At 68.0% G+C, this 13,240-nt stretch carries 14 protein-coding genes; 13 read left to right on the forward strand and 1 reads right to left on the reverse strand.

The annotated features are described in order from the left end of the window. Positions 1 to 19: 19 nt before the first annotated feature. The 13 genes from AC1DNF_RS05665 to AC1DNF_RS05725 all read left to right on the forward strand — a co-directional run bounded on the left by AC1DNF_RS05665 (position 20) and on the right by AC1DNF_RS05725 (position 12,264). Positions 20 to 1,066 (forward strand): ABC transporter substrate-binding protein, encoded by a 1,047-nt coding sequence (locus tag AC1DNF_RS05665; RefSeq protein WP_478147576.1) that lies wholly within the window; start codon positions 20 to 22, stop codon positions 1,064 to 1,066. Then, positions 1,063 to 2,151 (forward strand): ABC transporter ATP-binding protein, encoded by a 1,089-nt coding sequence (locus AC1DNF_RS05670; protein WP_478147577.1) that lies wholly within the window; start codon positions 1,063 to 1,065, stop codon positions 2,149 to 2,151. Before AC1DNF_RS05665 ends, AC1DNF_RS05670 begins: the two co-directional genes overlap by 4 nt. Beyond that, positions 2,148 to 3,053 carry an ABC transporter permease gene (locus AC1DNF_RS05675; protein ID WP_478147578.1) on the forward strand — a complete coding sequence of 302 codons (906 nt, stop codon included), beginning with the start codon at positions 2,148 to 2,150 and terminating at the stop codon, positions 3,051 to 3,053. The genes AC1DNF_RS05670 and AC1DNF_RS05675 overlap by 4 nt, the downstream gene beginning before the upstream one ends. Next, positions 3,050 to 3,868 (forward strand): ABC transporter permease, encoded by an 819-nt coding sequence (locus AC1DNF_RS05680; RefSeq protein ID WP_478147579.1) that lies wholly within the window; start codon positions 3,050 to 3,052, stop codon positions 3,866 to 3,868. Before AC1DNF_RS05675 ends, AC1DNF_RS05680 begins: the two co-directional genes overlap by 4 nt. 176 nt (positions 3,869 to 4,044) lie before the next feature. After that, positions 4,045 to 5,073 carry an ABC transporter substrate-binding protein gene (locus tag AC1DNF_RS05685; protein WP_478147580.1) on the forward strand — a complete coding sequence of 343 codons (1,029 nt, stop codon included), beginning with the start codon at positions 4,045 to 4,047 and terminating at the stop codon, positions 5,071 to 5,073. Between the two features lie 8 nt (positions 5,074 to 5,081). Further along, positions 5,082 to 5,855 carry an ABC transporter ATP-binding protein gene (locus AC1DNF_RS05690; RefSeq protein WP_478147581.1) on the forward strand — a complete coding sequence of 258 codons (774 nt, stop codon included), beginning with the start codon at positions 5,082 to 5,084 and terminating at the stop codon, positions 5,853 to 5,855. Positions 5,856 to 5,868: 13 nt separating this feature from the next. Next, on the forward strand, positions 5,869 to 6,708 hold the full coding sequence (locus AC1DNF_RS05695; RefSeq protein ID WP_478147582.1) for an ABC transporter permease: 840 nt from the start codon (positions 5,869 to 5,871) through the stop codon (positions 6,706 to 6,708). 48 nt (positions 6,709 to 6,756) lie between these two features. Further along, a complete protein-coding gene (locus tag AC1DNF_RS05700; protein WP_478147583.1) occupies positions 6,757 to 8,145 on the forward strand; it encodes an FAD-dependent oxidoreductase in 1,389 nt (462 codons plus the stop codon). Then, the gene (locus AC1DNF_RS05705; RefSeq protein ID WP_478147584.1) at positions 8,142 to 9,314 is read left to right on the forward strand and encodes a CaiB/BaiF CoA transferase family protein; all 1,173 of its coding nucleotides are present in this window, start codon (positions 8,142 to 8,144) and stop codon (positions 9,312 to 9,314) included. Before AC1DNF_RS05700 ends, AC1DNF_RS05705 begins: the two co-directional genes overlap by 4 nt. Continuing rightward, entirely contained in the window at positions 9,311 to 10,084 is a 774-nt protein-coding gene (locus tag AC1DNF_RS05710; protein ID WP_478147585.1) for an enoyl-CoA hydratase-related protein, read from the forward strand. Before AC1DNF_RS05705 ends, AC1DNF_RS05710 begins: the two co-directional genes overlap by 4 nt. 18 nt (positions 10,085 to 10,102) lie before the next feature. Continuing rightward, positions 10,103 to 10,441 carry a ferredoxin gene (gene fdxA, locus AC1DNF_RS05715; RefSeq protein ID WP_478147586.1) on the forward strand — a complete coding sequence of 113 codons (339 nt, stop codon included), beginning with the start codon at positions 10,103 to 10,105 and terminating at the stop codon, positions 10,439 to 10,441. Between the two features lie 30 nt (positions 10,442 to 10,471). After that, positions 10,472 to 11,386, forward strand: coding sequence for a LysR family transcriptional regulator (locus AC1DNF_RS05720; protein WP_478147587.1), 915 nt, complete (start codon positions 10,472 to 10,474; stop codon positions 11,384 to 11,386). Between the two features lie 182 nt (positions 11,387 to 11,568). Continuing rightward, positions 11,569 to 12,264: an outer membrane lipoprotein gene (locus tag AC1DNF_RS05725; protein ID WP_478147588.1), complete on the forward strand. Its 696-nt coding sequence runs from the start codon at positions 11,569 to 11,571 to the stop codon at positions 12,262 to 12,264. Between the two features lie 6 nt (positions 12,265 to 12,270). Here the strand turns inward: AC1DNF_RS05725 and AC1DNF_RS05730 are convergent, their stop codons facing one another. Next, the gene (locus AC1DNF_RS05730; protein WP_478147589.1) at positions 12,271 to 13,182 is read right to left on the reverse strand and encodes a LysR family transcriptional regulator; all 912 of its coding nucleotides are present in this window, start codon (positions 13,180 to 13,182) and stop codon (positions 12,271 to 12,273) included. Between the last annotated feature and the right edge of the window lie 58 nt (positions 13,183 to 13,240).

A 13,240-nucleotide genomic window follows, 5' to 3' on the forward strand; every position in this document is an offset into this window, starting at 1 on the left:
CTTGAAGGACCACCTCCCCATGAAAAACCTTTCGCGCCGCGACTGCCTCCACGCCATGGCCGCCGCCGCGGGCATGTCGGCCCTGGCCATGCCCGGGATCTCGCTGGCCGCGCAGAACCTGGTCGTCAACACCTACGGCGGGCGCTGGGAGAAGTTCTGGCGCTCCGACCTGATGCCGATGTTCCAGAAGTCGTCAGGCATCGAGACCACGCTGGACGTCGGGCTTGGCAAGAACTTCGTCGCCAACCTGCGTGCCGCGGGTGTGGACAAGCCGCCCTACAGCATCCTCATGGTGAACGAGAACATCGCGAGCATGGTGCGCGCCGAAGGCTACTTCGAGCCCATTCCCGCGGCCAAGGTGCCGAACCTCGGGAGCGTGTATCCCAACCTGCGCAACCCCGGCGACAACGGCGTGCGCGCCATTGTCTCCACCATCGGCATCGGCTATCGCAAGGATCTGGTGAAGACACCGCCGAAGTCGTGGTCCGACCTGTGGAGCAACCCGGAGTTCAAGGGCAAGATCGGCCTCTATCAGATCGGCAACACTGCGGCGATGCTGTTCCTGCTGATGACGGCCAAGCTCTATGGCGGCTCGCAGGACGCGATCGACCGCGCCTTCGTCGAGATCAAGAAGCTGCTGCCCTTCACGCAGGCCGACTGGAGCGGCACGCTGTCGACCATGCTCACGCGCGGCGACGTCACGGTGGCCGTGATCGACTTTCCCGAAATCGTCGCGCTGCAGAAGAAGGGCGTGCCGGTCGAGATGGTGGTGCCGACCGAAGGCGTGCTGGCCTTCGAGCAGTCCTTCAACGTGCTGAAGAACGCGCCCGCCAAGGACGAGGCCTACAAGTACCTCGACTTCATCCTGCGTCCGGACGCGCAGGAGATGATGGCCAAGGAATTCTTCACCTCGCCGACCAACACCCAGTCCCGGCTGGGTGCCGAACTGGCGAAGGACGTGCCGATCAGCGGCGACCGGATGAAGTCGATCTTCCAGTTCGACTGGACCCGGGTCAATCCGCAGGTCGCGTCGATCACCGACCGCTGGAACCGGGAGATGAAATGATCGGCCGGCGCACCACGCGCGTGTCGCTGGAGGGCATCCGCAAGACCTTCCATGCCGCCGCCGCGCCGGCCATCCAGCACCTGGACCTCAGCACCGAGGAAGGCGAATTCATCTCGCTGCTGGGCCCGAGCGGCTGCGGCAAGACGACGACGCTGCGCTGCGTGGCGGGTTTCGAGTTTCCCGACGAAGGCCGCGTGCGGCTCGACGACGAGGACATCACCGACCTGCCGCCCGAGAAGCGCGACATCGGCATGGTGTTCCAGAACTACGCGCTGTTCCCGCACCTCACGGTCCATCGCAACCTGGCGTTCGGGCTGGAGATGCGCGGCATCGGCAAGACCGAGATCCGGCGCCGCGTGGACGAGGTGCTCGCGATGGTGCAGCTGACCGCGATGTCCGAACGCTACCCGCGCCAGCTCTCCGGCGGGCAGCAGCAGCGCGTGGCGCTGGCGCGCGCGCTGGTCATCGAGCCGCGTCTTCTGCTGCTCGACGAGCCGCTGGCGAACCTCGACGCCGTGCTGCGCGAAGACATGCGCGTCTTCATCCGCGAACTGCAGAAGCGCGTGGGCATCACCACGCTCTATGTGACGCACGACCAGGCCGAGGCGATGGTGATGTCCGACCGCGTGGCCGTGATGCTCGGCGGCAGGCTGTTGCAGTTCGACGTGCCCGAGGCCATCTACATGCGACCGCGCAGCATCGAGGTCGCGCGCTTCATCGGCCGCTCGAACCTGATCGAAGGCCGCGTCGAGGCGATGACGGACGCGCCGGGGCCGTACGCCACCTACCGCGTGGCCACCGCACTGGGCATCGTGCCGGCCTGCCACGACCGCCCGCTGGCGGCGGGCCAGTCCGTGCACGTCACGATCCGCCCCGAAGCCGTGCGCTTCCAGAACGACGGCCCCTACAGCGGCCTGGTGCAGTCCGCCTACTTCCTGGGCAGCACCGTGGAACACACGCTCCAGTGCGGTGCCGCGCAGAGCCTGCTGGTGCAGACCGCCCCGAGCCGGCGCATGGCAGCCGGCGCCCAGGCCGCTTTCGCGTTCGATCCGGGCCATGCCTGGATCATCGCGCCCGACGCATGAGCGCGACGATGACGGCCGCCGCGCCGCGGCTCGCGGCGCCTGGCCGCCGGCGCGCGCCGGGGCATGGCGCGTTCTGGCTGATCGTGCCGGCACTGGTGCTGATCGGCGTGTTCCTGGTGCTGCCGTACTTCAACATCGTCAGCATGAGCCTGCGGCCGCCGGCCGTCGGGGCGCCCTATGGCGCCGGCTTCACGCTCGGCAACTACGCGAGCGCCCTGGGCGACACCTATGTCGTGGGTGTGCTGGCGGACACCTTCCGGCTGGGCCTGACGACGGTGCCGATATGCCTGCTGCTCGGCTACCCGGTCGCCTACCACCTGGCGCGAACGCGTTCGCGCTGGGGCAGCCTGCTCTATGTGCTGGTGCTGTCGCCGCTGCTCGTCGGCGTGGTGGTGCGCAGCTTCGGCTGGCTGATCCTGCTGTCGGGCAATGGCGTGATCAATCGCGCGCTGATCGACATGGGCTGGATCGAGACCGGCCTGCAGCTGATGAACAACCGCATCGGCGTCACCATCGCCCTCGTGCACGTCTTCCTGCCCTTCATGATCCTGCCGCTGGTCGGCGTCATCCAGAGCATCGACCCGACGCTCGAGCAGGCCGCGCGCTCGCTGGGCGCATCGCGCCTGAAGGTGTTCTGGCGGCTGACGCTGCCGATGTCCTGGCCGGGCATCCAGGCGGGCACGATCCTCGTCTTCGTGCTCACGCTGAGCGCCTATGTGACACCGGTGATGCTGGGCGGCGCGCAGGTCAAGACCATGTCGGTGCTGGTGGTGCAGAACCTCATCGACAACTTCCAGTGGCCCGTGGGCGCCGCGCAGGCGCTGCTGCTGTCGGCCTGCGGCATGGCGGCCGTGTGGGCCTACGCCCGGGTGAGCGGCATCTTCATGAAGGGCGTCCAGTGAAACACAAGCGCATTCCCCTGGCCACCCGCGTGGCCGACGGGCTCGGCCTCGCCTACGTGGGCGCCGTCTACGTCTTCCTGCTGCTGCCGATCGCGATCATCGTGCTGATGTCGCTCAACGCGGGCGAGTTCCTGGCCTTTCCCCCGCAAGGCATCTCCCTGCGCTGGTTCGGCGCGCTGTTCGCCAACCAGGCCTTCATGCGCGCCATCGGCACCTCGCTGCAGATCGCATCCATCGCCACCGCGTGCTCCCTGGCGATCGGCGTGGCCGGCGCGCTCTACGTCGTGCGCCATGCCACGCGGCTTCGCGAGAGCCTGCGGATGATGCTGATGCTCCCGCTCATGCTGCCGGAGATTCTCACGGCCATCGCGCTGCTGTTCTTTCTCTATGCCACGGGCGTGGGCACCCGGACGATGTTCGGGCTGGTCGTGGGTCACGTGCTGGTGACGCTGCCCTACGTCTTCACCAATGTCGCCTCGGCGCTCTACAACCAGGACGCCTCGCTAGAACAGGCCGCCCGCAGCCTCGGCGCACCGCCCTGGCGCGCGTTCGTGCGCGTCACGCTGCCGCTCATCAAGTCGGGGATCATCACCGGCGCGCTGTTCGCCTTCGTGATCTCCTTCGACCTGTTCAACATGTCGCTGCTGCTCAAGGGCATCGGAATGACCACGCTGCCGCTGCAGCTCTTCGACTACCTGCGCTGGGACTTCGATCCCACGGCCGCGGCCGTGTCGACGGTCAGCATCGTGCTGACGCTCGGCGCGGTCATCGTGATCGATCGCACGGTGGGCCTGCGCTCCCTGCGCTTCGGTTGAGGCGCCGCCCTGGCGGGCGTGCGCGAATTTCGGCAGCACCTCTGCCTAAAAATGCTTCTTTGAGCAGCACCAGGCGCTGCCTAGTATTCGCTCCAGGCCTTGACTGCGGCTGCTCGCGCAGTGCGCTGGACCGGTAAGCGTCGTTCTCCCCATCACATCGTCAAACGAGGGTATCCATGGAAGTCACACCGAACCTGAACCGCAGACATCTCCTCAAGGCCTCGCTGGCCACCGGCGGGCTCGCCATGGGAGGCCTCCTCTCCGTCGAGGCGCGCGCGGACGCCAAGGCCCCGATCAAGATGCAGCTCGGCTGGATCGCCGGGGGCAACCAGATCGGCGAGGTCGTCGCCAAGCGCCTGGGCTACTACGAGCAGGAAGGCATCGACTTCAGCATCATTCCCGGCGGCCCCAACATCGACGGTGTCGCGGTGGTCGCCGCGGGCCGGCAGGATGTGGGACAGGTGTCCTCCAGCCCGTCCATCATGCTGGCCTCCTCGCAGGATCTTCCCGTGCGCTGTTTCGCGATCGGCGCCCAGCGCCATCCCTACTGCTTCTTCTCGCTCGAGAAGAAGCCCGTGCGCAAGCCGGCGGACTTCGTGGGCAAGAAGGTCGGCATCCAGTCGACGGGGGTCGTGCTGCTGCGGGCGCTGCTGGCCAAGCACAACATTCCCGAGAAGGAAGTCAACATCATCCCGATCGGCGCCGATATGACGCCGCTGCTGACCGGCCAGGTCGATGTCGTCACGGGCTGGCTCACCAACACCTCGGCGCTCAAGGTGCTCGGCAAGGAGCGCGTCGACCTGAGCCTGTGGGATTCCGGCGTGCGGCTCTATGCGCTGCCCTATTACGCCACGACGGAGACGCTCCAGAAGCGGCCCAAGGACCTTGCCGCATTCCTGCGCGCCACCGCCAAGGGCTGGTACTACGCGCAGGCCAACCGCGAGCAGGCGACCGACCTGCTCATCAAGGAATACCCCAACCTCAATCGCGCGGACGAGCGGGAAGCGCTCGACGTGATGTTGAGCTACAGCTTCACCGAGGCCACGAAGACCGGGGGCTGGGGCGCGATGGATCCGGCGGTCTGGCAGGAGCAGATCGACACTTATTCGCAGCTCAAGCAGTTCACCGCGAAGACGCCGAAGCTGGAGGAGGTCATGACGCTCGATGTGCTGAAGGCGACCGCCGCGGCGCGCATGCAGGCATGAGCGCCGTCATGAGCAAGACCGCGCCGGCGATCTCGGCGCGCGACATCGGGGTGCGCTTCTTCACCGAGCGTCGTGACGTCACCGCCCTCCAGAGCCTCAATCTGGATGTGACGCAGGGCGAGTTCCTCACGCTGCTGGGTCCTTCGGGCTGCGGCAAGTCGACCTTCCTGCGCGTGGTGGCCGACCTGCAGCCCGCGAACAAGGGAACGATCAGCGTGCTGTCCGTGGCGCCACGGGCGGCGCGCGGCAATCGCGACATCGGCTTCGTCTTCCAGGACGCGGCGCTGCTGCCCTGGCGGACCGCGCTGCAGAACGTCGAACTGCCGCTCCAGGTCGGCGGCGGGTCGTCCCGCAAGGGGCGGCGCAGCCCGATGGAGCTGCTGGATCTCGTGGGCCTGAAGGATCGCGCCGGTGCCTATCCGCATGAAATGTCGGGCGGGCAGCGCCAGCGGGTTTCCATCGCGCGGGCGCTGGTGTGCGACCCGAAGATCCTGCTCATGGATGAGCCCTTCGGCGCGCTCGACGAGATCACGCGCGACCGCCTGAACGAGGAGATCCGCCGGGTCTGGAAGCAGACCGGCGTCACCATCCTCTTCGTCACCCACAGCATCCACGAGGCGGCATTCCTCGGCCAGCGCGTGCTGATGATGGCGGCCAACCCGGGCCGGGTGCGCGAAATCATCCCGGTCGCTCTTCCCGAGGATCGCACGCTCGCGACGCGCGAGACGCCGGAATTCGTCAGCCTGACAGCGCAGCTGCGGCGCGCTCTCGAGACCTGCTGAGAGGAGCACCCGAATGAACACCGCAACCATGCATGCGCCGGCCGTCACGCCGGAATCCGATCCCGAATACCAGGCTTGGGCCGTGCTGCGGCGCAAGCGAATGTGGCGCGGCCGGATCCTCCCTGCCCTGGGCATCATCGGGCTGGTCCTGGCCTGGTGGGCCATCGTGAAGTTCTTCGGCGTCAAGCCCTTCGTCGCGCCCTCGCCCTGGGTGGTCGTCGACACGCTCTGGGTCAAGCGCGACGTGCTGCTGAGCAACCTGATGCCGACGGCGATCGAGGCCGGCAGCGGCTTCCTGATGGGCAACCTGGCGGCGATCCTGGTCGCGACGGTCTTCGTGCACAGCAAGACGCTGCAGGACATCTTCTTTCCCGTCGTGCTGATGTTCAACGCGATTCCGGTCGTGGCCAAGGCGCCCATCCTGGTGCTCATCATGGGCAACGGCATGGAGCCCAAGATCACCATCGCGGCGCTGGTGTGCTTCTTTCCCACGCTGGTCAACATGGTGCGCGGGCTGGAGTCGGTCAATCCGCAGGCGATGGAACTCATGCGCGTGCTCTCGGCCAGCAAGACCGAGATCTTCTTCCGCCTGCGCCTGTTCAACGCCCTGCCCTTTCTCTTCTCGGCATTGCGGATCTCGGCCTCGATGGCGGTGATCGGCGCGGTGGTCGGCGAGTGGGTGGGCGCCAACGAAGGCGTGGGCGCCATGATCATCCAGGCCACTTTCAACTTCGACTCGGCGCTGCTCTACGCGGCGATCCTGATGAGCGCCAGCCTCTCGGGATTCTTCTTCCTGCTCGTCACCTTGGCGGAGCGTTGGGTCATTCGCTGGCAACCGGAAAGCGCGCATTGAGGCCGATGGGGTCCAGCAATGGCGAATGCAGATAGCAAGGAGATAGTCATGAGTCGAATCGGAGATTGGATCCAGGAGCCCGCCACCGATGTGCGCGTCGCGGCCGAGGCCGACGTGGTGGTGGTCGGCGGCGGGCCCGCCGGCCTGGCGGCCGCCTTCGGCGCCGCGCGCAACGGCGCGCGGGTCGTGCTGCTGGAACGCTACAACCACCTCGGCGGCCTGGCCTCCGGCGGCATGGTGCTGGTACTGGACGACATGTGGGACAGCCACCAGCAAGAGATCTCGGTGCGCGGGTCCTGCATGGAGATGATCGAACGCATGGCGGGGCTGGGGCTCGCGGCCTTTCCCAGGAACGACGAATGGGGCAGCGCGCCGGCCAGCATCGACAAGTGGCTGCGCTGGGGCACCTTCGATTTCCACAGCAAGCAGAAGCCGCACCCGATCTGTTTCGCCGCCGCCTTCGACCCCGATGCGTGGAAGCGCGTGTCGATGGAGAAGGTCAGGGAACTCGGCATCGAGCTGCGCCTGCATTCGTGGTTCTCGCGCACGCTGGTGGAGGACGGCAAGGTCCGCGGCGTGATCTGCGACACCAAGCAGGGCCGCGAGGCGATCCTCGGCGGCGTGGTGATCGACACCACCGGCGACCTCGATGTGGCGGCCTCGGCCGGCGCGCCGCACGTGGGCGGCAGCTACATCACGACCACCGTGTTCCGCCTCGGCAATGTCGACACCGACGAAGCCGAGCGCTTCGAGCGCGAGGAGCCTGCGGCCTTCGAGGAGATCGACCGCGAGATCAAGCGGATGATCGGCGGCAGCTGGGCGCACTGGTGGCTCAAGACGCCGCTGCCCGGCGTCGTGTGGTGCAACTGCCCGCACATGGCGGGCATGGACGGCCTCAAGGTCGAGGACCTGACCCGCGTCGAACTCAACGGCCGCAAGACGATCCACGAGGCCGTGAGCGTGATCCGCGCCAGGCTGCCGGGCTTCCAGAACTGCTTCGTCGTCGACCTCGCGCCGCAGACCGGCGTGCGCCAGACGCGCCTGCTCGAGGGCGAGTACGTGATGACCAAGGACGACGTGATGCAGCGCACGCGCTTCGAGGACAGCGTGGCACGCGGGCGCGACTACTACTACCCCTATCGCTCGCTGGTGCCGCGCAGCGTCGACAACCTGCTGGTGGCCGGCCGGCACTACTCGGCCACCTCGGCCGCGCAGAAGATCTCCCGCGAGATTCCGCCCTGCATGGCGATGGGCGAGGCCGCGGGCGTGGCGGCGGCCCTGGCGCTCGACGCCGGCGTGGCGGTACGCGACGTCGACGTGGCGGCACTGCAGCGGACGCTGCGGGCGCAAGGCGCCGACCCCGGCGACCAGAGCGGGCGCAACGCCGACGTGCCCTCGCTGGCCCGGTCCGCGGCCGTGGCGGAGCTTGCATCGTGAGCGCCGAAGCGAACGCCAACCTGCCGCTGGCCGGCATCCGCGTGATCGACTTCACCCAGGTGATGATGGGGCCGGTATGCACGCAGATGCTTGCGGACCACGGCGCCGATGTCATCAAGATCGAGCGCAAGGGCGCGGGCGACCTGAGCCGCTCGACCTTCGCGCCGGTCGCCGGCCATGACAACCCGATCTTCTGCAGTCTCAACCGCAACAAGCGCAGCGTCGAGATCGACCTGCGCGACGCGGCCCAGATGGACCTGGTCAAGGCACTGATCGCCGATGCCGACGTGGTGGTGAGCAACTTCCGCGCGGGCGTGATGGAGCGGCTCGGCCTGGGCTACGAGGACTGCCGCGCCCTCAATCCGCGCATCGTGTATGCGATCGGCACCGGCTTCGGCGAGACCGGCCCCTATGCGCACAAGGGCGGGCAGGACGTGCTGGCGCAGGCCATGACCGGCGTGATGGCGCGCCGCGCGGACTCGGACATCCCGGTGTCGATCTATCCCACCGCGCTGGCGGACTACACCGCCGGCATGCACCTGGTGCAGGGCATCCTGTTCGCGCTGCTGCAGCGCGAGCGCAGCGGTGAGGGGCAGAAGATTTCCGTCTCTCTCTACAACTCGATGCTGGCCATGCAGATGCAGGAAGCGGCCATGATCATGATGGCCGACTCCGAGGTGAACTGGGCCGCCATGCCGCTGTCGGGCGTTTTCGAGACGACGACCGGCCCGCTGGTGCTGGTCGGCGCCTTCAAGGCCAACCCGCTGCGCGACATCTGCGCCGCGCTCGGCCTGCCCGATCTCTCGCTCGAGGCCCGCTTCGCGACACTGGAACAGCAGTTCGCCCACAAGGCCGAGCTGCACGCGATCCTGCGCGATCGCTTCGCGAGCGACACGCGCGACCACTGGCTGGCCCGGCTGGAGGCCGAGGATCTGCTGTCGGCGCCGGTGCGCGACATGCGCGACGCGCTGGTCGATCCGCAGACGCTGCACAACCAGATGATCCTCGAAGGCGAGGCGCCCGATGGCCGGCCCTTGCGTTTCATCGCGAGTCCGATCCGCATGTCGGGCGCCGCCACCGGCATCCGCCGAGAGCCGCCGAAGCTCGGGCAGCACACGCAGGAGGTCCTCGCCCAGGCGCAGGAACTCCTCACCGGAGCCGACTCGTGAACGTCAGCTACGAAGTCGAGGCGCACGTCGCGCGCGTGACGCTGGATCGGCCGGCGGTGATGAACGCGGTCGATCTCGCCACCGAGGCGGAGCTGCAGCGCATCTGGAAGGACATCGAGCAGCGCGACGACGTGCGCGTGGTGGTGCTCACGGGCTCGGGCGAGCGCGCCTTCTGCGCCGGCGCGGACCTGAAGAACCCGTCCGTCAAGGGCGTCGACTACTGGGCCGCTTCGCGCGAAGGCGGCTTCGGCGGCATCGCCCTGCGCGAAACGCTGGACGTCCCCGTGATCGCCCGAGTCAACGGGCTGGCCCTGGGCGGCGGCTTCGAAATGGTGCTGGGCTGCGACATCGTGGTGGCGTGCACGGAGGCGAGCTTCGGCCTGCCCGAGCCGCTGGTCGGCCGCATGCCGCTCGACGGCGGCATGACGCTGCTGCAGCGGCAGATCCCCTTCCGGCAGGCGATGGGCATCCTGTTCACGGGCCAGCGCGTTTCTGCCGCGCGGGCGCTGGAACTCGGGCTGATCAACGAGGTCGTGGCGCGTCCCGAACTCGACGCCGCCGTGCAACGCTGGGTCGACCAGATCCTGGCATGCGCGCCCTTGTCGGTGCGCGCCATCAAGCAGGTCGTTCGGCGCACCTCGACGCTGTCGCCGGCCGCGGCGCAGGCGGTGCGCCTGCCCGCGGTGATGGCGGCGCTGCAGTCGCAGGACGCGGACGAGGGCGTGCTGGCCTTCCAGCAGAAGCGCAAGCCTCGATGGCTCGGGCGCTGAGCACGCGGGGTTGACGGCATGGCGCATGTGATTACGACGGCATGCATCGACGTGAAGGACGGGGCCTGCGTGCTCTGCTGCCCCGTCGACTGCATCTACGAGGGCGAGAGAACCCTCTACATCCACCCGGACGAATGCATCGACTGCGGCGTCTGCGTGTCGGCCTGCCCGACCCAGGCGATCTATGAAGATGCCCGCCTGCCGGGCGAGCAGCAACACTTTCTCGCGATCAACCGGGAGTTCTTCGAGCCGCAGGTGTCCGGGCTCGGCTCGCCCGGCGGAGCCGCCGACGTCGGCAAGTCACTCTGCGATCATCCGGTGGTCGCTGCCTGGAAGGACCCCGTGAACTCGGCCTGACCGGACTGCGGCGCTTCACTGGAGAAAGCAATGCATGCAAGCGTCCTCAGGTACTTCGTGGAGGTGGCCCGATCCGGATCGGTGCGAAAGGCTTCGGAAACCCTGTTCGTCGCGTCCAGCGCGGTGAACCGGCAGATCCTGAAGCTGGAGGAAGAGCTCGGCCTCGAGGTCTTCGACCGGCTGCCCAGCGGCATGCGGCTCAACACGGCGGGCGAGCGCCTGCTCAAGCACGTGCAGGGGACGCTGCACGATTTCCAGGTCACGCGCGCGGAGCTTCACGCCCTGAAGGGCGAGCGCACCGGCCACATCAAGATCGTGGCCATGGATTCCATGTTCGAGCACTTCATGCCGGATGCGGTCGAGGAATTCGCCCAGCTCTTCCCGGCCGTGACGTACACCCTCACCTCGGTGGCGCCCATGGAGGTGCCGGGCATGGTGCTGTCGGGGCGGGCCGATGCCGGCGTGACCTTCGTGAGCCGGATGCCGGCGGGCGTGCAGGCCACCGCCATGGTCGACCTGCCGCTGGGTGTGATCATGGCGCCCGGGCATCCGCTGACTGCCAAGGCATCGATCAGCCTGGCCGAATGCATGGGCCAGCCCTTCCTGCGCTCGCTGGGCCAGCCGCCGATCAGCAGCTCGATGTGTCCGGAGTTCGGCGAGTTCTGGGATCAGCTCGAGTTCACGGCCACCTGTAACTGGACGCCCATGGCCAAGCGGCTGCTGATGGCGCGCCTGGGCATCGCCTTCTTCTCGAAGGTGGCCTTCATCGACGAACTGGCGCGTGGCGAACTCGTGTGGCGGCCGTTCGAGCTGCCGGCGCTTCAGGAGCTGAAGGTCGGCATCATCGTTCCCGCCCATCGCGAACTGCCCGCGGTAACGGTCAACTTCATCGGCCGCATGGCACGCCGCCTCAAGCAGCTTGAGATTGCCGCCGCCGCTGTCTGAGCCGCGCCACCCGGCGCGATCGTCGGCGGATGTCTGACAGACCTTCTTCGCGGGCTCGGTAGGATCTGTACATGCCCGCGAGGGTCTCGCGAACAGGATGCGACACGCGCGGGCGTTGATCCAAGCTGATGCCATGCGTCGCGCACCGGACCGCCCGGCGCATTCGAGGAAGGGGAAATGCCATGAACACAGTCCAGTCGACCAAGCCGCTGTGGGCGACGATCGGCGGCCTCGTCGTCGCCGTCGGCGCCCTGGGCGGCGTGCTGATCCACCAGCACTTCAGCAACCCGGCGGCGGCGGCTCAACCGCGGCCGCCCACCCTGCCGGCCGTCGAGCCGGTGCGAGCGCCGGCCGACCTGAAGCCCGCGGCGCTCGCGAGCGCGCCGCCACCACCGGACAGGGAGGCCGCGCCGGTCGCTCCTGCCATGCCGCTCGCTCCAGTCTCTCCAGTGGCCTCAGCCGCGCCAGCGACGCCAATGGCGCCCCCGGTGGCCCAGGTGGCGCAGGCCGCCCCGCCGGCGCCCGCGCCGAGGCGCATCTGCGCCATCTGCGGGCACGTCGAATCGGTCCGCACCGTGCAGCACGCCGCCCCGACGACCGGCGTCGGCGCGGTGGCGGGCGGGGTGATCGGCGGTGTCGTCGGCAACCAGTTCGGCCACGGCAGCGGTCGCGCCGCGACGACAATACTGGGCGCGGTCGGCGGCGGCTTCCTGGGCAATCACATCGAGAAACGCACGCGCACGGTGACCGCCTACGAAGTGCGGGTTCGCATGGATGACGGGTCCCTGCGCCATGTCGAGACGCAGACCGCGCCGCCGATCGGCCAGGCGGTCACGCTCGAAGGCAAGGTGCTGCGGCCCATGGAGCGCCGCGGCTGAGCGGGCTCACAAGCCGAGGTCCCAGGGCGGCGTGCCCTTGAAGGCCTCGGCGAGGAAGTCGATCATCAGGCGCACTTTCGCGCTCAGGTGGCGGCGGCTGGGGTACACCGCGAGGATGTCGATGTCGGGCATCCTGAAGCCCGGCAGCAGCTGGACGAGCCGTCCGGCGCGAAGGTCTTCGCCGATCAGGAAGCTGGGCTGCCAGATCAGGCCGACGCCGGCCACCGCCGCCGCCCGCGCGGTGTCGCCGTTATTGGTGCGCATGAGGCTCGGGACCTTGACCACGTGCTCCAGCCCGCGCTCGTCGAGAAGGTGCCAGTCGTCACCCGTGACGGCGAATGTATAGCCGATGCATCGGTGCTCGGCCAGGTCCGCGGGCGATCGGGGGCGGCCATGTTTGCGCAGGTAGGCCGGCGAGGCGCACACGATGTTGCGCGAGACCGCGAGCTTGCGCGCGATGTGCGTGGCCGAGCCCGCGCGCGAGATGCGGATGCCCAGGTCGAAGCCCTCCTCCACGAGGTCGACGACGCGGTCGATCAGGGAAACCTCCAGTTCGACCTCGGGGTACGCCTGCAGGAACTTCGGCCACAGCGGCGCCAGATGCAGGATGCCGAAGCTCACGGGCGCGTTGATGCGCAGCCGCCCGCGTGCCTGCAGGCTGCTCGACCCCGTGAGTGCCTCCGCCTCCGCCACTTCGTCGAGGATGCTGCGCGCGCGCTCGTAGAGGGCCTGGCCGCTGTCGGTGAGCGACAGCTTGCGCGAGTGGCGATTCAGCAGGCGCGTGCCCAGATGCGCCTCCAGCTCGGCGATGTAGCGGGTCACGTTGGCGGGCGAGGTGTCGAGAGCGTCGGCCGCCCGGGCGAAACCCTGCTTGCCGACCACGGCGACGAAGACTTCGAAGGCACGCAAGCGATCCATGATTCATGAAAGCTGAATGAACAGTGCTCATTCTGCCTATTTATCCTAAAGAAGATGA

It is taken from the genome of Variovorax sp. 01T432 (assembly GCF_056398605.1).

Bases quoted from the DNA above. Each gene is read 5' to 3' on its own strand.
- AC1DNF_RS05665 (WP_478147576.1), top strand. From the start codon at position 20: ATGAAAAACCTTTCGCGCCGCGACTGCCTCCACGCCATGGCCGCCGCC.
- AC1DNF_RS05670 (WP_478147577.1), top strand. From the start codon at position 1,063: ATGATCGGCCGGCGCACCACGCGCGTGTCGCTGGAGGGCATCCGCAAG.
- AC1DNF_RS05675 (WP_478147578.1), top strand. From the start codon at position 2,148: ATGAGCGCGACGATGACGGCCGCCGCGCCGCGGCTCGCGGCGCCTGGC.
- AC1DNF_RS05685 (WP_478147580.1), top strand. From the start codon at position 4,045: ATGGAAGTCACACCGAACCTGAACCGCAGACATCTCCTCAAGGCCTCG.
- AC1DNF_RS05690 (WP_478147581.1), top strand. From the start codon at position 5,082: ATGAGCAAGACCGCGCCGGCGATCTCGGCGCGCGACATCGGGGTGCGC.
- AC1DNF_RS05695 (WP_478147582.1), top strand. From the start codon at position 5,869: ATGAACACCGCAACCATGCATGCGCCGGCCGTCACGCCGGAATCCGAT.
- AC1DNF_RS05700 (WP_478147583.1), top strand. From the start codon at position 6,757: ATGAGTCGAATCGGAGATTGGATCCAGGAGCCCGCCACCGATGTGCGC.
- fdxA (WP_478147586.1), top strand. From the start codon at position 10,103: ATGGCGCATGTGATTACGACGGCATGCATCGACGTGAAGGACGGGGCC.
- AC1DNF_RS05720 (WP_478147587.1), top strand. From the start codon at position 10,472: ATGCATGCAAGCGTCCTCAGGTACTTCGTGGAGGTGGCCCGATCCGGA.
- AC1DNF_RS05725 (WP_478147588.1), top strand. From the start codon at position 11,569: ATGAACACAGTCCAGTCGACCAAGCCGCTGTGGGCGACGATCGGCGGC.
- AC1DNF_RS05730 (WP_478147589.1), bottom strand. From the start codon at position 13,182: ATGGATCGCTTGCGTGCCTTCGAAGTCTTCGTCGCCGTGGTCGGCAAG.